This is a genomic window from Phocaeicola oris, assembly GCF_021295095.1.
In the GTDB taxonomy this organism is placed as follows: Bacteria; Bacteroidota; Bacteroidia; order Bacteroidales; family Bacteroidaceae; genus Phocaeicola; species Phocaeicola oris.
Genome location: NZ_JAJLQX010000001.1, coordinates 219,906 through 243,300, shown reverse-complemented (window position 1 = coordinate 243,300; position 23,395 = coordinate 219,906). Strand labels below are relative to the sequence as shown.

Below are 23,395 nucleotides of genomic sequence, written 5' to 3'. Positions count from 1 at the left end.
ATCGGATAAAAATATGAATATAGTTATTATTGATAACTACGATTCTTTCACATACAATTTAAGTCATATAGTGAAAGCATTGGGCGGAAAGGTAACTGTCGTTCGTAACGACCAGTTTGAGATGAAAGATTTAGAACCATTCAATAAGATTATTCTTTCTCCTGGACCTGGAATTCCTTCCGAATCCGGTTTACTATTGGATGTCATCAAAAATTATTCCGGAAAAAAGCCTATTCTTGGCATTTGTTTAGGGGAACAAGCTATTGGTGAGTATTTTGGTGCCAAACTTATTAATCTTACTGAGGTATTCCATGGAATACAAACTCCAACTATATTAAAGGATAACGATTATCTTTTTGATGGTCTTCCATGTGAAGTTCCTACCGGACGATACCATTCTTGGGTTGTCTCAACTAATTTATTTCCTGATTGTTTGGAAATGACTGCTTTTAGCAAAGAAGGTTATGTTATGGGACTGAAATATAAGCAATATGATATCCATGGCATTCAGTTCCATCCGGAATCAGTACTTACTCCGGACGGGGAAGTTATTATTTCTAATTTTTTAAAACATTAAAACAATAAAGATGAAAGAGATATTATTACGTCTTTTTGATCACGAAGAATTGACTCGTGAAGAGACAAGAAATTTATTATTAAACATATCGGATGGAAAATATAACAATTCACAAATTGCAGCCATACTAACTGCATTCCAAATGCGTGGAATTAAAGTTGACGAATTACTTGGTTTTCGTGACGCGGCTTTAGAAACTCGTGTAAAGGTTGATTTGAAGGCATATAAGCCTATTGATATCGTTGGAACTGGTGGTGATGGAAAAAATACATTCAATATTTCAACATGCGCTTGCTTTATTGTTGCCGGTGCGGGTTATCATGTAGCGAAATTAGGGAACTTTGCAGCTTCATCAGTCAGCGGTGCGAGTAATGTTATGCAGCAACATGGTGTTGTCTTTACTTCCAATCAGGATAAACTCCTCCGTTCTATGGAAGAATCGAACATGGTATATATGCATGCACCATTATTTATGCCGGCATTTAAGGCTGTTGGTCCTATCCGTAAGGAACTTCAAGTTCGTACATTTTTCAACTTACTTGGTCCGTTAGTCAATCCATGTATCCCTACATACGAATTACTTGGTGTTGCCGACCTTGCGCAATTACGCCTTTATACTAATGTTCTTCAAAAATTAGGAATAGGATTCGCAGTAGTAACCAGTCTTGATGGCTACGATGAGATATCTTTGACGAATGAATTCAAAGTAGCTACACCAAATTACGAGAAGATTTATAAACCTTCAGAGTTAGAAGTCCGAATTGCAAAACCTGAAGAGCTTTATGGAGGAAAAACACCTGAAGAAGCTACAAAGATTTTTGATAATGTAATGGAAAACAAAGCTACAGAAAGCCAAACTAATGCTGTAGTTGCTAATGCAGCTTTTGCCATTCAAACGATAGACAGTAATAAATCTATTGAAGAAGCGATTTGTATTGCACGTGAATCTTTAGAGAGTGGTAAAGCACGAAACACATTAAAGAAGTTCATTGAATTAAATAGTTAGTATGAAAGATATTTTGAAAGAGATAGTTGCTCATAAACGAATTGAGTTGAAAGAACAGAAAGCAGTAGTCAGTGAAAATTATTTCAATGAGAACTATAAAGAAAATGTTCACCATAGTATGAAAGAAGCATTGATTGCTTCAAATACCGGTATCATCTCTGAATTTAAACGGAAGTCTCCGTCTAAAGGATGGATCTTCCAGAATGCAAATCCTATAAAAATTATATCATCGTATGAGAATGCAGGAACTACTGCTGTCTCTGTTCTAACTGATCAAATGTATTTTGGTGGTTCATTGAAGGATATACATACAGTACGTGATAAGATTAATATTCCTATTCTTCGGAAGGATTTTATTATTGATGAATATCAGTTATATCAAGCTCAATTTGTTGGAGCTGATGCTGTACTGCTTATTGCAGCTTGTTTGACAAAGGAAGAATGCATAAAACTAACGGATAAAGCTCATGAACTGGATATGGAAGTTCTTCTTGAAGTGCATGCAGAACACGAGTTAGAGTATATTCAGGATGATACTGATATGGTTGGAGTTAACAATCGTAATCTTGGAACATTCGATACTTTAATAGAAAACTCATTCAAATTGATTGAACTATTACCTAAAGATAAAGTATTAGTGTCGGAAAGTGGGATTTTAAATACTGAAACTGTTTTGAAATTAAGAAAGGTTGGATTCAAAGGATTCCTTATTGGAGGGTATTTGATGGGAACCTCTGATCCTGGTACAGAGTTACAGAACTTCATAAATAAATTAAAATGATAATAAAAGTATGTGGGATGCGTGAAGCGAAGAATATCAGAGACTTGGATAATTTGAATCTGATTGATATGATGGGATTTATTTTTTATCCAAAGTCTAAACGATTTGTTCTGCAAAAGCCGGATTATCTTCCGGTCAACTGTAAGCGTGTTGGTGTATTTGTCAATAGCTCAACAGAAGAGATTCTTGATAAAATAGATGATTTCCATTTAGATTTTATACAATTGCATGGAACAGAATTGGTTGAACAATGTAAAGAGATAATAAATAATCGCCCTATCCAACTGATCAAAGCATTTTCTATTGCCGAAACTATTGATTTTAATAAAGTTCAATCTTATGAGGAAGTTTGTGATTATTTCCTTTTTGATACAACATCAAAGGAATATGGCGGATCAGGCAAAACATTTAATTGGGAATTATTGCATAATTATAAGGGAAAAACTTCTTTTATATTGAGTGGAGGAATAAAACCGAACAGCTTGACTGAATTAAAAAGATTCCATCATTCACGTTGGGCAGGAATTGATTTAAATAGTGGTTTTGAAATTGCTCCCGCACAGAAAGATATCAGCACATTAAGTTCTTTTATCAGTGTTTTCAAATATAACAATTAACGAATTAACAATTAAAATTTATGAATAGAATTACAAAGTTATTCCAAGAACAGAAGCGTAATATCCTTTCCGTTTATTTCTGTGCAGGTTATCCTCAGTTGGATAGTACAGTTAATGTAATTAAAGCATTAGAAAAAGTTGGAATTAAAATAATAGAGATTGGTATTCCTTTTTCTGACCCTATGGCCGATGGTCCTGTTATTCAACAAGCATCAACAGTTGCATTAAAAAATGGAATGACTCTTAGCCATTTATTTTCTCAATTAAAAGATATTCGAAAAGAAGTACATATTCCTTTGATTTTTATGGGATATTTGAATCCTATTATACAATATGGTTTTGAAAATTTCTGTCGTTCAAGCAAAGAAGTCGGAGTTGATGGAATAATACTACCGGACCTTCCTTTTAAAGATTATCAGAATAAGTTTCGGCCTATTGTAGAGAAATATGATTTGAAAATGATTATGTTGATTACTCCTGAAACAAGTGAAGAACGTATTCGTTTGATTGATCAGAATACGAATGGTTTTATTTATATGGTATCCTCTGCAGCCATCACCGGAGCACAAAAAGACTTTAATGAAGAAAAATTGGCTTACTTCCATCGGATTAATGCAATGAATCTGAAGAATCCGCGTATGATAGGTTTCGGCATATCTAATAAGCAAACTTATCAGTCAGCAATGGATAATGCAGCCGGTGCAATTATAGGGAGCAAATTCATTGCACTCCTTGAGAAAGAAAACGGTAACGCTGAGGAAGCGGCAAAATGTCTATTAGATGAGTTGAGACACTAAAAATAAACATTTTGTCATTTTTTAGGCTTTTCTTTTGCTTTTTATTACCTTATTACTATCTTTGTGACATAATTAATAAAGAAATCAATATGTCTGATCCTAATAAGCCTTCCGTTTTGTTAATCTACACAGGTGGCACAATTGGAATGCAACAAAATACTGATACGGGGGCTCTCGAAGCTGTTAATTTCAATCAACTTCAAAAGAATATGCCTGAATTGAAGCGTTTTAACTACAATATTCAGACTATACAATTTAATCCGCCTATTGATTCGTCGGATATGGAGCCGTCGTTATGGACTAAACTCGTTCATATTATAACCGATAATTATAATGATTATGACGGATTTGTTATCTTACATGGAACAGATACTATGGCTTATACAGCATCAGCCCTAAGTTTTATGCTTCAGAACTTGCATAAGCCGGTTATTCTGACAGGAAGCCAACTCCCTATTGGCATGCTCCGTACTGATGGAAAAGAAAATTTAATTACTTCTATTGAAATTGCCGCGGCGAAGAACGCAGACGGTACTGCTATAGTTCCTGAAGTTTGTATCTTCTTTGAGAACCAATTATTGCGTGGTAACCGTACGACAAAAATTAACGCTGAGAATTTTAATGCGTTCCGATCATATAATTATCCGGCTTTAGCAACTGCGGGTATACATATTAAATATGAGTATGATCGCATTCTGAAACCAAATTATAATAGTCCGTTAATACCACATTTTGTATATGGTACAGATGTTACCATTTTAACGTTATTTCCTGGTATTCAAGAAGGTGTGATTAGCACAGTACTCCATACACCTGGACTTCGTGCAGTGGTTCTTAAAACATACGGATCGGGAAATGCTCCACAAAAACCATGGTTCATTGACGAACTGAAAAGTGCTACAGCCAGAGGAATCGTTATCGTTAACATTTCGCAATGCCCTTCCGGTATGGTAGAAATGCAACGCTATGAAACAGGACTTCATCTTTTGGATGCCGGAGTAATAAGTGGATATGATTCTACAGTAGAGTCAGTCATTACAAAGTTGATGTTCTTGTTGGGACACAATAAAAATGTAGAAGAAATCCGTTATCTAATGACTATTCCTGTGTGTGGAGAATTTACCATTCCAGTCTGATAAGAAATAAAATTGTAACATCTATTTCATATTCCGGTAACATTTGTACTTCATCTTTGCAAAGGAATTTGTAAATAATTACATTTGTAATAGAAAAAGGAGCGCAATATGAAAACATATCACATCTTAGTTGTTGATGATGAAGAGGATCTTTGTGAGATTCTGAAGTTTAATTTGGAAACAGAAGGTTACTCGGTTGATACGGTTAACTCAGCAGAAGAAGCCTTGAAGCTGGATTTGGGAAAATATGACTTACTGTTGCTTGACGTTATGATGGGTGAGATTTCAGGATTCAAAATGGCAAACATGCTAAAGAAAGATAAGAAGACAGCCAATGTCCCTATTATTTTTATTACAGCTAAGGATACAGAGAACGATACAGTAACAGGCTTTAATATTGGAGCAGACGATTATATATCAAAACCTTTTTCTCTCAGGGAAGTGAGCGCTCGTGTGCGTGCCGTACTTCGTCGGACTTCTTTATCGGAAGACATTCCCGTTACACAACTTATTTATAAAAGTCTGGTTTTGGATTTATTACAGAAGAGAGCTGTTGTCGACAATATAGATGTTCCTCTCACCAAAAAAGAATTTGAAATCCTTAAATTGTTGCTTGAGAATAAAGACAAAGTTTTCTCTCGGGATGAGATTCTTAATCAGGTTTGGAATGAGGATTCGTATGTTCTTGATCGGACTGTGGATGTAAATATTACCCGTTTACGTAGAAAAATAGGAATATATGGAAAAAATGTGGTAACCCGCTTAGGTTATGGTTATTGCTTTGAACAAGATTAATAATTATGACACTCGAACTTTCTACACGAATAATCCCTTTTTCAAGACGACTATTCTGGTCTATCTTTATCCTTTTTATTGCTTTTGCCGCATGCATGGCAATATATCAGGAACGTCGCGAGAAAGTATATAAAATAGAGTTGCTAAACACGCAATTGCAAAGCATGAGCGACCGATTGAACGACTTTATTATCCGTATGGATACATGCGACATGCGACAACTTGATGCCTATGTGTTGGGACATTCTGCCACTGATTTGCGTGTTACTCTAATCAACGATAAAGGAAACGTATTTTATGATAATTGGGATAAAGATCTGTCACATTTTAAAAATCATTTAGGACGAAAAGAGGTCAAAGATGCATTGGAAAATGGTAGCGGATATTCCATTGTCCGACATTCTGAAAGTTTAAATGGTCGGTTCTTTTATTCGGCCAAGTACTACCCTATCCGCCATTACATTATCCGTATGGCTCGTCCATACACAGGCTCATTGCAAGAAAGTTTGAAAGCTGACCGTCATTTTCTCTGGTTTGCAGCTATCATCAGCATTATAATGATCGCGGTTTTCTACCGCTATACGCAAAAAATAGGAACATCAATTACTCAACTGAAATTGTTTGCATTGAAAGCTGATCGGAATTTACCAATAAAAGAGGAGGATTTGATGTCGTTCCCAAATAATGAATTAGGTGAAATTTCCCAGCATATTATTCAAATGTATAAGCAGTTATTACAAACAAAAGAAGACTTGTACATAGAGCGTGAGAAGCTAATCACTCACCTTCAGATATCTCGTGAAGGATTGGGCGTGTTCACTAAAAATAAAAAAGAAATTATCGTTAACAGTCTGTTCACGCAATATATCAATATTATTTCCGATAAGAACCTTAATAAGACAGAGGACTTTCTGACGATTCCGGAAATGGAAACAGTTTGCGAATTCCTTAACAAATATGAAGCAGATTTGTCGAATAGACGTAACGGGGAAAAGCAAATATCATACACTATTGATAAAGATGGTCGAATTTTTTCGATTGATTGTGTCGTATTTCAAGATGAAAGTTTTGAGGTAACTATCAATGATATTACTCAGGAAGAGGAACAAGCGCGAGTGAAGAAACAATTGACTCAAAATATTGCTCATGAGTTAAAGACTCCTGTTAGCAGTATACATGGATATTTGGAAACTATCTTAACAAATCCGAATATCACAAAAGAGCAATTGGATTTGTTTATTAACCGCTGTTATGCGCAAAGCGACCGACTTTCAAATCTGCTTCGAGATATTTCAGTCCTTACCCGTATGGATGAGGCTCCAAATATGATTGAATTAGAACCGGTGAACATTGGTAAAACAGTAAAGAATATTATAAATGAAGTTGCTTTAAATATAGAAGAAAAACACATTACAGTATACAATAACTTAAGTGACAATATTATAATTAATGGAAACCAGCTCCTCCTCTACTCTATTTTCCGTAACTTGATAGATAATACCATAGCTTATGCCGGACGGGATATTTCCATCACTATCAATTGTTTCCGCGAAGACGATAATTATTATTATTTTAGTTTTGCCGATACGGGTATTGGTGTAGCACCGGAACATCTCAATCGCCTTTTTGAACGTTTCTATCGTATTGATAAAGGCCGTTCACGTAAATCGGGAGGTACAGGATTGGGCTTGGCTATTGTGAAAAACGCCGTACTTATTCATGGAGGCACCATCTTTGCGAAAAATAATCCGGGAGGAGGACTTGAGTTCATTTTTACTTTGAAAAAAGACTAAGTAGGCATCTTTTATAGCTATGATAATCTTACGAAATATAGGAGAATTTGGTTAATTTCAAAGGCATTCAAAAAATAATATTCCCTATATTGCTTCTATTATGTACCCTGAAATTATGTTTCTCTGCAATCTCAACTCTTAAAAAAGAATAAAAATCTATTAAAAACTTGTACATAACAAAATAAAAGTATTTAATTTACTACGATTTTAAACATTTAAAAACAAATATCATGGAAGAATTAATTGCTAAGTACAAAGTATTGAGTGAAGCCTATTTGAAAGATGCTGAAGCTCAGTTAGAAAAGGGAAACAAAGCTGCCGGCACACGTGCTCGCAAAACTTCTTTAGAGATTGAGAAACTAATGAAAGAATTCAGAAAAGTTTCTATAGAGGAATCTAAAAAATAACTTTTCTAAAAAAGGACTAAAAAGGATGCAAGCTTTTAAAGGTTTGCGTCTTTTTTGTTAAAACGAGATGATTCCCTCACGCTATGAAAGTTATGTTCCATTCTTTTCCCTATACGCATACACTTCTCTTTATATCTTCCCTCAAAAACATCAAAACAGACTCTTCTAATAAAGTGAATTCGACGAATTCAATATACACGAACAATGCATCACTATTAGTACTTCACAAAATAATACACGTTTTTTAAATGAACCAACCATCGATACGATACGTAGAAACATGGAAAATGATACGAAAGAACAAAGATAGTGAACCATATAAGTTGCTGTATTCATCAGAAGATTTTTTCGTTTCACAGAAGTGAAACAAGTGAATCACATAGGTGAAACAATCGTCTCACAGAAGTGAAACAAGTGAATCACATAGGTGAAACAAATGAATCATACGCATCACTTTTGCCAATTTCTTTATGACATTTTCAATAAACCTTACAAAAAAGGGAAAACACTGTTTAAACATGTTATAAGACCGTATTACTCCTTCGCAGGCTTCCACATAGCCCTCTTAGTAGAATTAATCGGTAAAAGCAATTGCAAAGAAACAGGAACTCCCCGATTTAACACGCGAAGTTTTATTCATAGATTTGAATCTATACAAACATAGAGGAAAATTGTTGTACAATATAGAAAAATTTCAGACTTTTGTATAAGAAAACAATTTAAAATTATAGAATTATGATTAGCAACAAACTTTTAAAGGCTATCAATGCCCAAATCAATGCCGAAATGTGGTCGGCATACCTTTATCTCAGCATGGCTCAATATGCTTATACAAAAGGTTTCGTAGGAGCATCCAACTGGTTCACAAAACAGTTTGCGGAGGAACAAGGACACGCAATGAAATTCATAAGTTATCTCCGTTCACAGAATGAAAGAGCAATCCTTGATCCTATTGCGTCAGTGCCGGCAGAATGGAATTCTGTTCTCGATGCTTTCAAAGATACTCTCAAGCACGAAATTAAGGTTACTGAAATGATCAATAATCTTGTAGATATTGCTTCAAAAGACAATGATTATGCAGCGCAAAACATGCTTGCATGGTTCATTGACGAGCAAATTGAAGAAGAAAAAAGCGTTCAGGTAATCATCGAGAAACTCTCGTTCATGGAAGGTGACAAGGTTGGTCTTTACATGATTGACAAGGAACTCGGAACGAGAGAGTAAACCGCATAACTGTTGCCATGCCACACAGCAATAATATTCTTGACATAAATAATAACAGGAGAACTGATTAAAGCTTTTTCGTTACAATTTAGAATACAGCTGTGTTCATAATGTTCCAATATAAGACACAAATGTAAAGCTTCCCGACCAATCCGGTCGGGAAGCAAAATCGTTCTTAGAACTCCGTAAAGAGGACCTGTTCACATAGTTGACACACGCGCTTTATAGGCATTGCAATGATTAAAGTTCGCTTTTCCAGAGTCCATGAAGATTGCAGTATTCGTAAGCTGCAACTACTTTCTCATCTTCTTTGATCACGAAAGATGCTTTAGGCGTATCGCCGGCAGATAAGTTCCTAATCTGAAAGCCGTTTGAAGTCTCAAGTACGATGAACTGAATGAAATGTTCAGGGACTGAAGGATGCTGTACTGTAGAGATTGTTATATCTACTACATTACCATTTACACTGATAACAGGAACGTGCTTCTCGCCAGCTCCATCGCTGGTATTAGGCACAAGTTCAGTCATTTTCTCACCACAACAAACTACAGGTACTGTACTGTCCACGAGTTTGGTAATTACGTTGCCGCAATGACGGCATTTGTAGAATTTAATAGTCATTAGCTTATTAATTTAATAGGGTTTTATCAATTATTTAAAACATGTCGCTTTTGCTTATTGTCCTCCGTTACATTTTCAGCTTTCTCTTTATAAGCCTTTCGTTATAGGAATTGTTGTCATAATTGTCTGTATTTGATTTACTTTCTAATGCAAATATCAGAAAATTCGTTCGTATCCACAACAGATTTTATTTATATTTTTATAGAATCAAATCTGCCACCTGAAAAAAGACTTTCCGAGAAGGAATCCTAAACGCCGTGGCAAAATGCATTTGCGAGCAAATACCGAAAAATAAGATTGAAGAACGTATATTAAAAGGATCAATAAGAATATAATATATAACATACTAATAATATAGTTAAAATTAATTGTATATAATGGACTTCCAAAAAGATGGATATCCTTTTAAAAAACATCCATTAGCCAAACTCTCCTTATTTTATAGTCAAAGCACCGAAACTTTGTTTGAAAATTATTCTCATCTTCGCTAAGAATACAGACAAATACGCTATCTTTGTGTATTATCAAGACCAACCGCTTTACTCATAAGCGTCATATAATATGGATGTGTAAAAGGACAATGAGGAAACACATAATACTTCTTTGGATAGCTGCCGGCATTCTTACGTGTATCTCTTTCTCTTGCGTGAAAGGGAAAAACCAATCTATGCTGAAAGAAGTAGACTCACTAAACCGACTTGCCTATCATTTTCATTATATTGACTTGAATAAGTCGGCAATTGCCGCAAATGCAGCCTTTAAATTATCAAAAGATTTACCGTCGGAGCACGCTGAAGCCTTAAACAATATTGGTTTCTGCACTTTCATGCGAATGGATTTTGATAATGCAGAGAAACAATTTAAGGACGTTTATAATAATACAGATAACCAGTTGGAACTTCTTATCGCAGATATCGGACTGATGAAGATTTATCAACGCATCTCCATGAATAAAGAGTTCTACGATTATAGAAACAGTGCCATGCTGAGAATGAAACGTATTCAGGAAGATTCCATTTCTATTTCGGATCCTAAAGAATGGAAACGTTTCAAATATGCATGTACGGAATTTCATATCACATCCGGTGTATACTACTATTATTTGCAACAAGAAGAACAGTCCCTTGATGAAATTAATCTGATTAAAGAAGATTATATATTAAAGAATGACACATCCGAACTGCTATACTATTATTATATGCGAGGATCCGGTGGAATGTTAGGCGGTGATACTCCGGAAGATATTACGCTTGGTGAATTCAATTATCTGTTTAATTGTTATAACATTGCTCACAATAATGGCTACAGCTATTTTGAAGCGAACAGTCTGCAAGCATTTGCCGAATTGTTCATGGATAAAAAAAACTATGATTTGCTAATGGTGAAGCATCCAAACATGATGCGCATGCTGAATACAAACGATTTGCCTTGGGATTCACTGATTATCTCTATGGCAAACGAGGCTCTTCAAAAATTCAAGAAATATGGGGATATGTACCAGATTTCAGGATCATATCGTACACTCGCGTCATGTTGCAATGCATTAGGCAAATATCAAGATGCGCTTATTAATTTAACAGAGGCTTTGAATTATGTCAATCGGCATCATGAACTGTATTATCATTGCAAAGATTCCACTGATCAACTCTTCCCTTTCATTCCAAACTCTACAAAATCAAAGGAGTTAGAATGGAATAGTCATGGAATTAAAACTGTTCATGAATGGATTACACGATTACGCGAGCAGCTCAGCGTAACTTATTCCGCGTTAGGCATGAAACAAGAGTCCGATTATAACAGAAATATTTACTTAGACCTGTTAAACTATACCCGTCAGGATAAAGAATTAGAAAGCCGGTATCAGGCTTTGCAAAAAGAATCAAGCCAACTGAACCTTATTGTGAGTATTGTTGCTGCGGGAATTGTTATCCTTATCATCCTGCTTGTCTTTTTGAATAGAAATTGGCGAATCAAGAATGCGGTCTCCACAGAGAACTTAAAGAAGACATTAGAAATCTGTCAGAGTATTACAGCCTGTGTCCCTGTAGATGCAGAAAACGTTTTGGATATAACGAATGCCATCGAAGAAACGGTGAAAGATGATATTCTTAAATTAGTTGATGGAAAGGCTTTAAAGATATACATAATCGATGGAGCATCGGATGAAGAAAGAATTAATAATCTACTATGCAACAAGTTCTTATTAACAGCTTCATCAACTAATAAAACTATTGGAGAAGTCCACCTCTACACCAAGGATGAATTAAAGAAAGACCATAAAACCTTGATGAATGTTATTACTCCTTACATAGCATGGACTATAGAAAACGGACTCACTTTTATCTCTCTTGGTGACGAACAAAAAATGTTGGAAAGTGAACAATACATTCATGAACAGCACCTAATAGAAAACAAGAAGCAAAATATTATCAAGAAAGCATGTCTGTTTATCGTAACAGGTATCATGCCGTACATTGATCGTATCAATAATGAAGTTCATAAGCTCATTAATTGGGATTACATTCATAATGAAAAAATTAAGCAAGAGAAATATAGTTATATAAACGAACTCGTTGCAAATATTAATGAGTATAATGATATCTTAGCACTTTGGATCAAGATGCGTCAAGGAACGCTGAGTTTGAACATTCAAAATTTTGAAATTAATTCACTGTTTGATATTGTCGCAAAGAACCGTAAGTCTTTCGAAGTGAAAAAACAAAAGCTAAATATCTCTCCCACTACTACCATCGCAAAAGCAGATAAGGCATTAACGCTCTTTATGATTAATACCTTGATGGATAATGCGCGGAAATATACGCCTGCAGGTGGAGAAGTGGATGTCTATGCTGAAGAAACAAACGATTATGTTGAAATTTCAGTTAAAGACAACGGTCCCGGCTTATCGGATGAAGATCGAAATCACATTTTAAATGAGAAAGTTTACAATTCAAAAAAGATTGGTATACAAACCAGTAGTAATATTGTAGACCTTCAGATGAATAAAGGTCATGGCTTTGGCTTAATGAATTGTAAAGGCATTATTGAAAAATACAAAAAGACCAATAGCCTGTTTCAAGTCTGTACTTTCGATATAGAAAGTAAGTTGGGCGAAGGAAGCCGTTTCTTCTTCCGTTTGCCAAAAGGCATGATGAAACTGACTATGATACTGCTCATCTTTCTGTCAACTTTTACGACATCATGTGATAATGAGCAGAAAGATCAATCTATCCAAGTGATGACTGCACAAGATTCAATTCAATATAATGATCCGCTATTGAATCAAGCTGACTTTTTCGCCAATAGAACATACAACTGCAATGTTCATCGTGATTATGACGGAGCTATAGCAAATGCCGATACGGCATTGTATTATTTAAACAAACATTACCAAAAGTATAGTAAGAAGACGCATCCTTTAGCTTTGTTGCGAGGAACAGGAAGCACGGCGGAACAGACTTGGTACAATAATCATTTCATGACCGATTATTATATCTTACTCGACATACGAAACGAAGCAGCAGTTGCTTTTCTTGCTTTAAAGGATTTTGATAATTATCGTTATAACAATAATGCTTATGTCTTTATTTATAAGCAAACCAGTAAGGATTCTTCATTAGATTTCTATTGTAAAAAGATGCAACTTTCAGCGAATACCAAGACTATAGCCATTATTGTCTCTATTATTCTATTGATTGTCTTCTTCATTACATATTACATTCTTAATTTTCATCATCGACTGACATACAGATACGATTTGCAACAAGTTTTAGAAATTAATAAACAATTGTTTAAGATGCCTTCACTTGCTACAGATTCACAAAAGGAGGTTCCGGTTAATGCCATTGTCAACCAATTACTTAATACCGTTTCCGAAGGTATGAACGAATTAATAACTTATGACCGGATAGGATTATCAATAGTCGATGAAGAGAATAATACGTCATACTCTGCTTTTATTCCTGAAAAAGAAGTAAAAAAGAAAAAAGAACCGGATGAAATGACTATTATGATGGCGCGTTGTTATGAGGATAAAACAACATACTGGACTGAAGGTAACCAATTGAAATGCTTGCCGTTATGGGTAGAAGCCGGTGGTGAAAACCATTGTATTGGGGTAATCGCTATACAATACACGTATGATAATGAACGCAAAGACGACCAGTTAATGGTGGAACTTGTAGCAAACTATATGGCCATCATAGCTTATAATGCCATTGTACGGATCTCTAAAAAATATCAAGATATAGAAAGTGCTTTAGATGAAACTAATCGTGCTATTCATGAGGAAAATCAGTTACATGTTCAGAATATGGTATTGGACAATTGCTTGTCGACTATCAAACATGAAACAATCTACTATCCAAATAAGATTAAACAAATCATTGAAAAACTACTTACAAAGCAGAGCATAGAGGATGAAATGAAGGAAGTGGAGACTGTTTCCGACCTTATCAGTTATTACAAAGATATATTTACCATTTTAAGCTCGTGTGCTGCCAAACAGTTGGAAGACATTACTTTCCGTCGAGAGAATGTAAAAGCTAAGTCTTTAGCAGAATATGCTTCAAATTATATGAAGAAGAAAGCAAAGAGACTTACATTTCATCTTGGTATGCAAACAGATGCTGAAGACGTGCGGATGTCGGGGGATGAAGCTGAATTAAAATTTTTACTGGAGAATCTTATCAATGAAGCCATTAACTATGAAAATGATGGTACACTCAGCCTACATATATATAAGGAAAAAGACTTTGTTCGATTTGACTTTACCGATCCCCGCCGCGAAAAGACACAAGAAGAATTGAATCAATTGTTCAATCCTCACCTTTCACATATCCATCAAGAAGGCGAAGGTATACTAACCGGAACAGAATATTTAATTTGTAAACAAGTAATACGAGAACATGATGAATATACAGGACACAGAGGTTGCCGAATTAATGCGCAATCTGCTCATCCGAAAGGTTTTACTGTATGGTTCACCATCCCTGTTTCGCCAAAAAGAAATAAATTGCAATAAATATGAAAAAACATTTTAAAGTTATTATCGTTGAAGATGCTAAGTTGGAATTGAAAGGGACGGAAGAAATTTTCCGCAATGAGATTCCTACTGCCGAAATTGTCGGTACGGCAATGACCGAAAATGAATTCTGGGAACAGATGAAGATTCAGACGCCGGACCTGGTATTGCTCGACTTGGGATTAGGCGGTTCAACTACAGTTGGGGTAGACATCTGCACGCAATTGAAGAAGAATTGTCCGGAGATTAAAGTACTTATTTTTACAGGTGAGATTTTAAATGAGAAACTTTGGGTAGATGTGCTCGATGCCGGTGCCGATGGTATTATTCTTAAAACAGGTGAACTATTGACTGCCATTGATGTAGAAGCAGTGATGGAAGGCAAGCGTATGGTTTTCAACGAACCTATTCTGGAAAAAATTGTTGCTCGATTCAAAGCATCAGTTATTCAAGAGCAACGATGTCAGGAAGCCATCATCGAGTACGACATTGATGAATACGATGAGCGATTACTCCGTCATCTGGCATTGGGCTATACGAAAGAAATGATTGCCAACCTGAAAGGTATGCCATTCGGAGTGAAATCTATCGAGAAACGTCAGAACGATTTGGTAAACCGCCTGTTTCCTGAAGATGAGCGTAACGGAGTCAATGCAACTCGTTTGACCACCAGAGCATTTCAACTTCATATTTTAGATATAGATAATTTAGAATCAGATGAAGAATAGTCGACATCCTTCTTTCCACATGGCGAGCATTTTCTTTGTGTTAACGCTTATACTGGCACTTTACTCATGGATAGGTAACTCCTATGGGATGAGCAATGTGCAAAGTCTTTTGAGCCCGGAAGATCTTCGTTGGATACTCCGCAACTCGTTAAGGCAGTACGTTGATACACCTGCATTAGGCATTATAATGATTTTATTTATCGGAAGTGGCGTCGCCGTTTATGGAGGACTGACCCGAAGTCTTTGGAATTTCATCATTCGCCGGAAAATACTTACCTTAAAGGAACGCCGAGCTTTAATTCTATCGCTTCTAACTTTTATTATTTATACGCTAATTATCTTCTCTATCACCATAGCTCCATGGACATTACTGCGGAATGTAATGGGCACGCTGAGTTATTCTCCTTTCAGTCAGGGTATTTATTATATTATCTCACTTGGAATCGGACTTGTCGGCATGGTATATGGAATGGCATCCGGACAAATGCGGAATGATAAAGACGTGGTTTACGGCATGAGTTATTTGTTTGTTCGTTGCTCCGACTATTTTGTTGTGTTATTCTTTGTGGTACAATTCTTTACTTGTCTGGAGTATACCGGCTTAGTTTCCAGCGTTGGTATAAGCCAACAAGCTATAACTGCTACTTTCAATTTATGCTGTTACCTCCCGTTGATATGGATTCTTTTCCGTAAAGTGAAGAAGGCAAAATAAGCATTGACTTATACTGATATAAGTCAATGCTATTCAACCATAACAGAAATACCTTGTCTTCCAAGCTCTTTAACAATTTTATCCACTATCCCCTTCTGTTCTTCCGGAATACCCAACTCCATTAAGTTAAGAGTTGGCATCGCTGAAGAATGAATAATTTCAGTCGTAGGCACACTTCCAATAATCATCCCAACAGCAGAAGTTTTATTCGTTATCGGATCTATGATTATAAAAGAGCCGGTAGATCTGTTTCTGTTATAAGGGTCAAAGAACAAAGGTTTTGATGAGATAAAAGTAACACGAGCTATTTGGTTTAGACACATACTTCCAGCATCTTTATCCTGATGAGTCATTGTATTAACATCAATCTTATATTGAATTCTATTAATTCGAACGCGAGACATATTTGTTGTATGCTTTATAAAGAACAGTTTCCCAAAATTCAACGGTTCTTCATCCATCCAGACTAATATTGCCTCAAAGCTTCTATCTATAGTCGGTATATTATCAGGCTTTACAAGCATATCTCCTCGTGATATGTCAAGCTCATCAGCCAACGTTAATGTAACCGATTGAGAAGGAAAAGCATCATCTAAATTTCCGTCGTATGTAACAATCGACTTTACATAAGTATGTTTTTGGGAAGGCAAAATTAAGATCTCATCTCCTTTATGGATAATTCCTGAAACGACCTTTCCGCAATAACCTCTAAAATTCATATTTGGGCGCAACACATATTGCACAGGGAAACGAAAATCATTCCAATTGTGTTCGTCCTCAATGGAGATTGTCTCTAATAAATTTAGCAGGCTTTTACCTCTATACCACGGCATATTTGAAGATACATAAACTACATTATCACCTTTTAATGCAGATAAAGGAATGCAATTCAAATCTGTTATATGTAATAGCTCTATAAAATGTTTGCAATTGAAGACGATATGATCAAAGCAGTCTTTATCATACTGCATAAGATCCATTTTATTGACAGCTATAATAACATGCTTAATGCCTAAGATTGACAGTAAGAATAAATGTCTTTTAGTTTGAATATTCACACCATTCCTCGCATCTACCAAAATTATCGCAAGATTTGCTGTTGATCCACCTGTTATCATGTTGCGAGTATATTGTTCATGTCCCGGAGTATCTGCAATAATAAACTTTCTTCTATTTGTAGAGAAAAATCTATATGCAACATCAATCGTTATTCCTTCCTCTCTTTCTGCTTTTAAGCCGTCAAGCAATAATGCGAAATCAATATTATCATTCCCTGCATTACCCAACCGTTTGCTGTCTCTAACCAATTCTTTGAATTGATCATCGTATATTTTCTTGCTATCAAATAGCAAACGACCTATTAGCGTTGACTTTCCATCGTCAACTGACCCGGCAGTAAGAATCCGTAATTGATCTTTCTTCTCATCTGTATCTAAAAAATCCTCTATTTTTTGTTTTTCATCAATCATTAAAAGTATCCTTCTCTTTTCTTTTGTTCCATACTGGCATCTTGATCAAAATCAATTACACGAGTAGTCCGTTCACTTTTAGTTGTTACCATCATTTCTTCTACAATTTTTTCGATGGTATCAGCCTCACTTTCTATAGCACCGGTAAGAGGCCAGCAACCCAATGTACGGAATCGTATTTTCTTTGTTTTTATTCTACCTTTATATATCTCCGGAAGTCTATCATCATCCGGCATAATCAGTTGACCATCGATTTCCACCACTGGACGTTCTCTTGCGAAATATAACGGAACAATGGGTATCTTTTCCAAACGAATATACTGCCAAATATCAAGTTCAGTCCAATTACTTAAAGGGAAAACGCGTATACTTTCACCTTTATGAATGCGAGTATTGAAAAGATCCCATAACTCAGGACGTTGATTCTTAGGATCCCATTGTTGAAATTGATCGCGAAAAGAAAAAATCCGTTCTTTTGCGCGAGACTTTTCCTCATCCCTTCTGGCACCACCAAATGCAGCATCAAAGTGATGCTTCTGTAAAGCATCTATTAAAGCTTTTGTCTTCATTAAATCGGTGTGTATCTTACTACCATGAGTAAAAGGTCCTATCCCCGCTTTATAAGCTTCTTCATTAGTTTCAACAATCAAATCCCAGCTATATTTTTTTGCATATTCATCACGGAATTTTATCATTTCTTTAAACTTCCACTTGGTGTCAATATGCATTAAAGGGAAAGGAACTTTTCCCGGGTAGAAAGCTTTTTCGGCTAGACGTACCATTACAGAGGAGTCTTTGCCAATACTATATAACATCACCGGATTCTCAAACTCTGAAGCTACTTCCCGCATAATATATATAGATTCAGCCTCAAGTTCCTGCAAATGAGTTAACCGACACATTTCTTTCATTTATTTACAATTATAGGTAATACATTCGATAATACCTCATTGATACATTCATCTATACTTTTGTTCGATGTATCAATGACTGATGAAGCTTGTGTTGGTTGTTCAAAAGGAGCTGAGATTCCTGTAAAATTTTTAATTTCTTCCCTTCTTGCCTTAGCATATAATCCTTTTATATCACGTTGCTCACAAACAATTAAAGGAGTAGAAACATATACCTCAAAGAAATCTTTTTTACCAATAATATTTGAAGCCAATGTACGTAATTTATTCGTCGGAGTAATCAATGCTGCAATAGTTATTATCCCTGTTTCTACAAATAATTTCCCTATCTCGGCTATACGACGGATATTCTCCATTCTATCTTCTTCAGAAAATCCAAGATTCTTATTAATACCTGACCGGATATTATCCCCATCCAGAAGTCTGCAAAGAAAATTTCTTTGATGCAATTCTTTTTCCAAAGCTATAGCCAATGTACTCTTCCCTGATCCACTCAATCCAGTAAACCATATTACAAGCCCATGCTGATGTAAGAGCTTCTCTTTATCCGTACGTGATATCATTTTATTAACCATAGGAAATATATTTCCTTTCATAAACATCAATTTAAAGGCCAAATAAGAGGAACTAACGTTATTGTAATTATAAATGTCAGTATATTTAAAGGCAACCCAAATTTTACAAAATCAACAAATTTATAATTGCCAATACCTTGTACAATTAAGTTAGTTTGATAACCAATTGGAGTTGAAAAGCTAGCAGAAGAAGCAATACAAATTATAACAAAAAAAGGTACAGGGTTTACCTCTAACTGATTAGATAAAGAAATAGCTATAGGAAAAGATAAAGCAGCTGCAGCATTGTTGGTAATTAGCTCTGTAAAAAGATTCGTCATAATAAATAAAATAGCTAATAATACCCGCGGACTTAATTCATGACTCATAGAAATAATGTATTTTGCCATAAAGCTTGCCAAACCAGAATTTACCATGGCTTTACTAATAGCAAAAGCACATGCTATCGTTATCAGAATATCCCAAGTAATATATTTTGTATATTTCCTTGGTGGAACCATTTTAGTCCATATCATTATAATGGTGGTTATACAAGCAAAAAAGAACATATCAAATTCTACTGAAGGAAAAGCATTACGAACAAATGTTGTTTCACCCACCGTAGCTCCAACTATCATAAAAATCAAAAGAATCAATGCAAAATATTTTTTCTTCTTACCAAAATGAAGTTCTGCTTTTCCATCTGCCAACATTACAAAGCCAGAAGAATCTCCCCAAGTTTTTACAAACGATTCATCGGCCCAAAGAACTAAAGTATCTCCTTCACAAAACAACTGATTGTCCATATTGGATATAAAGCTTTCTCCATTTCGTTTAATTTCTTTCAGTTGTGCTCCATAATGACGAAAGAAATTAAAGGTTCCGACTTTCTTGTTAATTCCCGGAAAACGAGGGCCGATAACTGCCTCAATCGTATGAATAGAAAGATTATTTTCAATTTCATTGATGGAATCTCTTCTTTCCGTCGGCAATAACTTATTAGAAAATAACAACATATAAATAATACCACCTAAAGCGACAAATATACCTACTTTTCCTAATTCAAACATAGTGAAACCTTTATACCCTGCATCAATAATCATTCCGTCAACAACCAAATTTGTCGAGGTTCCTATTAATGTACACATACCTCCTAAGATCGTCGCATAAGAAAGAGGCATAAGAAATTTAGTTACTGGAGTTTTCATGCTCTGAGCCCAACGTTTAATAGCTGGTGCAAAAATTACTACAACCGGCGTATTATTTAAAAAAGCAGAAATAAAAGAGATTATTGGAAACAAACGAATCTGTGTTCTCCATATTGAAGTCTTCTTTTGAGGGAATACACGTTTTATGAACTGGGAAAGAATTCCTGATTGTCTAACACCTTCACTTATTAGAAAAAGAAGAGCAACCGTTATCATCCCTTTATTACTAAAACCTTCTAATGCCTCCTTTGGCGTAAGAATTCCGCAACAGAGAAATAAAACAACAACGGAAAAAAGAATCATACCAGGTCGCATTTTATCCCTGATTAGTGCAATAACCATCAAGATAAGACCAACTAACACTATGATCATACTCGCCATTCTTTTTTCAACTTAATTTCGTTTCACAATAAACCATGGATTATGCAAGTCTTCCTTATTATAAGTAATAGGATTATTACTGTCAGCATGGTATATATCAGCTCCAGCAGCAATAGCAATTGCATGACCGGCTGCAGTATCCCACTCCATTGTTGGAGCAAAACGAGGATAAATATCTGCCTTTCCTTCTGCAACCCAACAAATTTTAATAGAGCTTCCAACAGAATCTATTTCCAGATTTGGATGAATCTTTTTTATTTCGTCTATATATCTCTGAGTCTCTGTCGAAAGATGAGATCTTGAAGCAACAACTACATAAGAATCAGCATGTCGAGCCCCCGGAAGAACTAAAGCTTTTCGCTTTAAATTCTGATATGTAATATTCTCTACATCTTTTATATTTTCTATTTTATAAGCTCCCTCTCCCTTTATTCCCCAATATAGTGTTTGTTTGACCGGAACATAAATAACCCCCATAATAGGAATACCATCTTTAGCTAAAGCTATATTTATAGTAAACTCACCATTCCTTTTTATAAATTCTTTTGTTCCATCTAGAGGATCAACAATCCAAAATATTTTCCATTGTTTACGTACTTCATAGGAAGGAAGATTAGCTTCTTCACTTAAAATAGGAAAATCTGTCGTTTTTAAAAAGTTTGTAATAATTTCATTCGACTTCTTATCAGCAACAGTCAAAGGGGAATTATCGACTTTTATCTCTATCTCAAAGTCAGAATTAGGGCTTTCATATATCGACATTACTTCCTTCCCTGCTTTTAACGCAATATCAATAACTTGAAAAATATAATCGTTTAAAATCATTACTTAAAATATTTATTCAGTTCATCATCTCTTAAAACATATAATACTGTTTTACCGTCAGGAGTATAATTAGGAGTTGAAAGAGATAATAATTGTTCTACCAAATTATTCATTTCCTCATTAGAAAGCACCTGTCCGGGAACGATAGACGCAGCTTTAGCTAAAGATAATGCTAATGTACTTTGAATTGACTCTTTAACTTTTCCACTTTTATCTTTTGCCGTTTGAATCATATTCTGCAAAAGTGTAGCAGGATTTAAGCCGTCAATATTAACAGGTACTCCATTAATAGAATAACTTCCGTTACCCAAATCCGCAAGTTCAAACCCCAAATATTCCAAATCCGACATCTCTTCTTGCACAATTGGTAAATCAGATATTGGAAATTGCACCATCTCAGGAAAAAGTAATCCTTGTGAATTCCCCTTTTGAGTCTTTATCTGCCTGATATATTGATCATACAATATCCTGATATGAGCTCGCTGCTGATCTATAATCATTAAGCCCGACTTAACAGATGTAAGTATATATTGTCCCTTATATTGATAATGAACAGTTCCCGTCTGTAAGACATTTTGGTCGTCATATAAAGTAGGCTCTTCTTCTTTTCCTGAATAATTAGTTTCCGGCATAAGGTCATTTTGTCCCTCTAATCCCTTATACAATTCCTGCCAACGATTCAAATTTTTCTGTTGTTGGGCGTAACTATTATCTCTAAAAGGATTATATGAAGGGTCAATAGATACCTTTGGAGGTTTTACCCCTTCTAATTTCGATGGTTCGTAAACAGGAATATCCGGCATATCCTCCGTATCAAAATCTATAGAAGGAACTTCATTAAACTTTCCTAACGTTTCCTTTACTACTGCAGATAGAATTTGCCAGATAGCTGGTTCGTTTTCAAATTTTATTTCCGTTTTAGTTGGATGGATATTAACGTCAATATTAGCTGGATCTACATTAAAATATATAAAATAAGGAACTTCCTCATCTGCCGGAAGCAATTTTTCATACGCACTCATCACAGCTTTATTAAAATAAGGATGACGCATGTAACGTCCATTTACAAAGAAATATTGCCTGACACCTCTCTTTCGAGATGATTCCGGACGCCCCACATAACCAGATAGCTTTACCATGGTGGTATCCAATTTCAGATCTAACAAATCCTGATCCATTTTTTTTCCAAACACACCTATAATTCGTTGGCGCAATGAAGATGCTGGAAGATTATAAAGTTCAATATCATTATGATAAAGTGTAAAAGATACAGTCGGGTTAACTAATACTACACGCTCAAATTCAACAAGAATATTATTAAGTTCTGTATGATTTGATTTCAAGAATTTTCGTCTGGCAGGAATATTAAAAAACAAATTCTTGATTATAAAGTTACTGCCTTTCGGACAAGCTATAGCTTCTTGGCTCTCAAACTTAGATCCGGAAATCTGAATGCTTGTACCCAATTCTTCATCTGCTGTTCTTGTACGAAGTTCCACTTGCGCAACTGCTGCTATAGAAGCTAAAGCTTCTCCGCGAAATCCCATTGTATGTAAAGCAAACAGATCAGAAGCCTGACGAATTTTAGATGTCGCATGCCGTTCAAAAGCGATTCGTGCATCGGTATCAGACATTCCTTTACCATCATCTATCACTTGAATAGACGTCTTACCCGCATCAGTTATCACCACATCAATATGCATTGCTCCGGCATCAATGGAATTTTCCATTAATTCTTTTATTACAGAAGCAGGACGCTGTATAACTTCACCTGCGGCAATTTGGTTGGCAACAGAATCAGGAAGTACACGAATTACATCACTCATTGTC

At 35.4% G+C, this 23,395-nt stretch carries 20 protein-coding genes; 13 read left to right on the top strand and 7 right to left on the bottom strand.

Translation table 11 applies throughout. The features are described from left to right. Positions 1–13: 13 nt before the first annotated feature. The 10 genes from LO761_RS01100 (at position 14) to LO761_RS01055 (ending at position 9,133) form a co-directional block, all read left to right on the top strand. Positions 14–577, top strand: a complete 564-nt coding sequence (locus LO761_RS01100) for an anthranilate synthase component II (RefSeq protein ID WP_272816491.1) — start codon at positions 14–16, stop codon at positions 575–577. Between the two features lie 10 nt (positions 578–587). Beyond that, on the top strand, positions 588–1,583 hold the full coding sequence (gene trpD, locus LO761_RS01095; protein WP_272816490.1) for an anthranilate phosphoribosyltransferase: 996 nt from the start codon (positions 588–590) through the stop codon (positions 1,581–1,583). A 1-nt stretch (position 1,584) separates the two neighbouring features. Then, complete coding sequence (trpC, locus tag LO761_RS01090) at positions 1,585–2,364, top strand: indole-3-glycerol phosphate synthase TrpC (protein WP_272816489.1); 780 nt, start codon at positions 1,585–1,587, stop codon at positions 2,362–2,364. Next, positions 2,361–2,981 carry a phosphoribosylanthranilate isomerase gene (locus LO761_RS01085; RefSeq protein ID WP_272816488.1) on the top strand — a complete coding sequence of 207 codons (621 nt, stop codon included), beginning with the start codon at positions 2,361–2,363 and terminating at the stop codon, positions 2,979–2,981. Before trpC ends, LO761_RS01085 begins: the two co-directional genes overlap by 4 nt. Before the next feature lie 20 nt (positions 2,982–3,001). After that, a complete protein-coding gene (gene trpA / locus LO761_RS01080; protein ID WP_272816487.1) occupies positions 3,002–3,778 on the top strand; it encodes a tryptophan synthase subunit alpha in 777 nt (258 codons plus the stop codon). 89 nt (positions 3,779–3,867) lie between these two features. Beyond that, entirely contained in the window at positions 3,868–4,914 is a 1,047-nt protein-coding gene (locus tag LO761_RS01075; RefSeq protein WP_272816486.1) for a type I asparaginase, read from the top strand. A gap of 108 nt (positions 4,915–5,022) precedes the next feature. Then, entirely contained in the window at positions 5,023–5,709 is a 687-nt protein-coding gene (locus tag LO761_RS01070; RefSeq protein WP_272816485.1) for a response regulator transcription factor, read from the top strand. Positions 5,710–5,714: 5 nt separating this feature from the next. Beyond that, complete coding sequence (locus LO761_RS01065) at positions 5,715–7,502, top strand: sensor histidine kinase (protein ID WP_272816484.1); 1,788 nt, start codon at positions 5,715–5,717, stop codon at positions 7,500–7,502. Between the two features lie 230 nt (positions 7,503–7,732). Continuing rightward, positions 7,733–7,909 (top strand): histone H1, encoded by a 177-nt coding sequence (locus LO761_RS01060; protein WP_272816483.1) that lies wholly within the window; start codon positions 7,733–7,735, stop codon positions 7,907–7,909. A 735-nt stretch (positions 7,910–8,644) separates the two neighbouring features. Further along, a complete protein-coding gene (locus LO761_RS01055) occupies positions 8,645–9,133 on the top strand; it encodes a ferritin (protein WP_272816482.1) in 489 nt (162 codons plus the stop codon). A 240-nt stretch (positions 9,134–9,373) separates the two neighbouring features. Here the strand turns inward: LO761_RS01055 and LO761_RS01050 are convergent, their stop codons facing one another. After that, positions 9,374–9,754, bottom strand: a complete 381-nt coding sequence (locus tag LO761_RS01050) for a desulfoferrodoxin family protein (protein WP_272816481.1) — start codon at positions 9,752–9,754, stop codon at positions 9,374–9,376. A gap of 580 nt (positions 9,755–10,334) precedes the next feature. Between LO761_RS01050 and LO761_RS01045 the strand changes: the two genes are divergently transcribed. From LO761_RS01045 to LO761_RS01035, 3 genes are read left to right on the top strand one after another with little or no spacing between them, the layout of a single operon-like run. After that, positions 10,335–14,777, top strand: a complete 4,443-nt coding sequence (locus LO761_RS01045; protein WP_272816480.1) for a DUF5113 domain-containing protein — start codon at positions 10,335–10,337, stop codon at positions 14,775–14,777. Between the two features lie 2 nt (positions 14,778–14,779). Continuing rightward, positions 14,780–15,505 (top strand): DUF5932 domain-containing protein, encoded by a 726-nt coding sequence (locus LO761_RS01040; RefSeq protein ID WP_272816479.1) that lies wholly within the window; start codon positions 14,780–14,782, stop codon positions 15,503–15,505. Next, complete coding sequence (locus LO761_RS01035; protein WP_272816478.1) at positions 15,495–16,217, top strand: AbgT family transporter; 723 nt, start codon at positions 15,495–15,497, stop codon at positions 16,215–16,217. Before LO761_RS01040 ends, LO761_RS01035 begins: the two co-directional genes overlap by 11 nt. A 29-nt stretch (positions 16,218–16,246) precedes the next feature. Here LO761_RS01035 and cysN read toward each other — a convergent pair whose 3' ends face one another. Genes cysN through mutL form a run of 6 tightly spaced genes read right to left on the bottom strand, consistent with a single transcriptional unit; the run spans position 16,247 to position 23,391 of the window. Continuing rightward, positions 16,247–17,686: a sulfate adenylyltransferase subunit CysN gene (gene cysN, locus LO761_RS01030; protein WP_272816477.1), complete on the bottom strand. Its 1,440-nt coding sequence runs from the start codon at positions 17,684–17,686 to the stop codon at positions 16,247–16,249. Beyond that, the gene (gene cysD, locus LO761_RS01025; protein WP_272816476.1) at positions 17,686–18,597 is read right to left on the bottom strand and encodes a sulfate adenylyltransferase subunit CysD; all 912 of its coding nucleotides are present in this window, start codon (positions 18,595–18,597) and stop codon (positions 17,686–17,688) included. Before cysD ends, cysN begins: the two co-directional genes overlap by 1 nt. Continuing rightward, positions 18,594–19,193: an adenylyl-sulfate kinase gene (gene cysC / locus LO761_RS01020; protein WP_272816475.1), complete on the bottom strand. Its 600-nt coding sequence runs from the start codon at positions 19,191–19,193 to the stop codon at positions 18,594–18,596. The genes cysD and cysC overlap by 4 nt, the downstream gene beginning before the upstream one ends. 5 nt (positions 19,194–19,198) lie before the next feature. Further along, positions 19,199–20,740 carry an SLC13 family permease gene (locus LO761_RS01015; protein WP_407951529.1) on the bottom strand — a complete coding sequence of 514 codons (1,542 nt, stop codon included), beginning with the start codon at positions 20,738–20,740 and terminating at the stop codon, positions 19,199–19,201. A 12-nt stretch (positions 20,741–20,752) separates the two neighbouring features. Continuing rightward, positions 20,753–21,562: a 3'(2'),5'-bisphosphate nucleotidase CysQ gene (gene cysQ / locus LO761_RS01010; RefSeq protein ID WP_407951530.1), complete on the bottom strand. Its 810-nt coding sequence runs from the start codon at positions 21,560–21,562 to the stop codon at positions 20,753–20,755. A gap of 2 nt (positions 21,563–21,564) precedes the next feature. Then, positions 21,565–23,391, bottom strand: a complete 1,827-nt coding sequence (mutL, locus tag LO761_RS01005; RefSeq protein WP_272816472.1) for a DNA mismatch repair endonuclease MutL — start codon at positions 23,389–23,391, stop codon at positions 21,565–21,567. Positions 23,392–23,395 lie beyond the last annotated feature (4 nt).

Coding starts and splice junctions, on each gene's coding strand:
- LO761_RS01100 (WP_272816491.1), top strand. CDS start 14: ATGAATATAGTTATTATTGATAACTACGATTCTTTCACATACAATTTA.
- trpD (WP_272816490.1), top strand. CDS start 588: ATGAAAGAGATATTATTACGTCTTTTTGATCACGAAGAATTGACTCGT.
- trpC (WP_272816489.1), top strand. CDS start 1,585: ATGAAAGATATTTTGAAAGAGATAGTTGCTCATAAACGAATTGAGTTG.
- LO761_RS01085 (WP_272816488.1), top strand. CDS start 2,361: ATGATAATAAAAGTATGTGGGATGCGTGAAGCGAAGAATATCAGAGAC.
- trpA (WP_272816487.1), top strand. CDS start 3,002: ATGAATAGAATTACAAAGTTATTCCAAGAACAGAAGCGTAATATCCTT.
- LO761_RS01075 (WP_272816486.1), top strand. CDS start 3,868: ATGTCTGATCCTAATAAGCCTTCCGTTTTGTTAATCTACACAGGTGGC.
- LO761_RS01070 (WP_272816485.1), top strand. CDS start 5,023: ATGAAAACATATCACATCTTAGTTGTTGATGATGAAGAGGATCTTTGT.
- LO761_RS01065 (WP_272816484.1), top strand. CDS start 5,715: ATGACACTCGAACTTTCTACACGAATAATCCCTTTTTCAAGACGACTA.
- LO761_RS01060 (WP_272816483.1), top strand. CDS start 7,733: ATGGAAGAATTAATTGCTAAGTACAAAGTATTGAGTGAAGCCTATTTG.
- LO761_RS01055 (WP_272816482.1), top strand. CDS start 8,645: ATGATTAGCAACAAACTTTTAAAGGCTATCAATGCCCAAATCAATGCC.
- LO761_RS01050 (WP_272816481.1), bottom strand. CDS start 9,754: ATGACTATTAAATTCTACAAATGCCGTCATTGCGGCAACGTAATTACC.
- LO761_RS01045 (WP_272816480.1), top strand. CDS start 10,335: ATGAGGAAACACATAATACTTCTTTGGATAGCTGCCGGCATTCTTACG.
- LO761_RS01040 (WP_272816479.1), top strand. CDS start 14,780: ATGAAAAAACATTTTAAAGTTATTATCGTTGAAGATGCTAAGTTGGAA.
- LO761_RS01035 (WP_272816478.1), top strand. CDS start 15,495: ATGAAGAATAGTCGACATCCTTCTTTCCACATGGCGAGCATTTTCTTT.
- cysN (WP_272816477.1), bottom strand. CDS start 17,686: ATGATTGATGAAAAACAAAAAATAGAGGATTTTTTAGATACAGATGAG.
- cysD (WP_272816476.1), bottom strand. CDS start 18,597: ATGAAAGAAATGTGTCGGTTAACTCATTTGCAGGAACTTGAGGCTGAA.
- cysC (WP_272816475.1), bottom strand. CDS start 19,193: ATGAAAGGAAATATATTTCCTATGGTTAATAAAATGATATCACGTACG.
- LO761_RS01015 (WP_407951529.1), bottom strand. CDS start 20,740: ATGGCGAGTATGATCATAGTGTTAGTTGGTCTTATCTTGATGGTTATT.
- mutL (WP_272816472.1), bottom strand. CDS start 23,391: ATGAGTGATGTAATTCGTGTACTTCCTGATTCTGTTGCCAACCAAATT.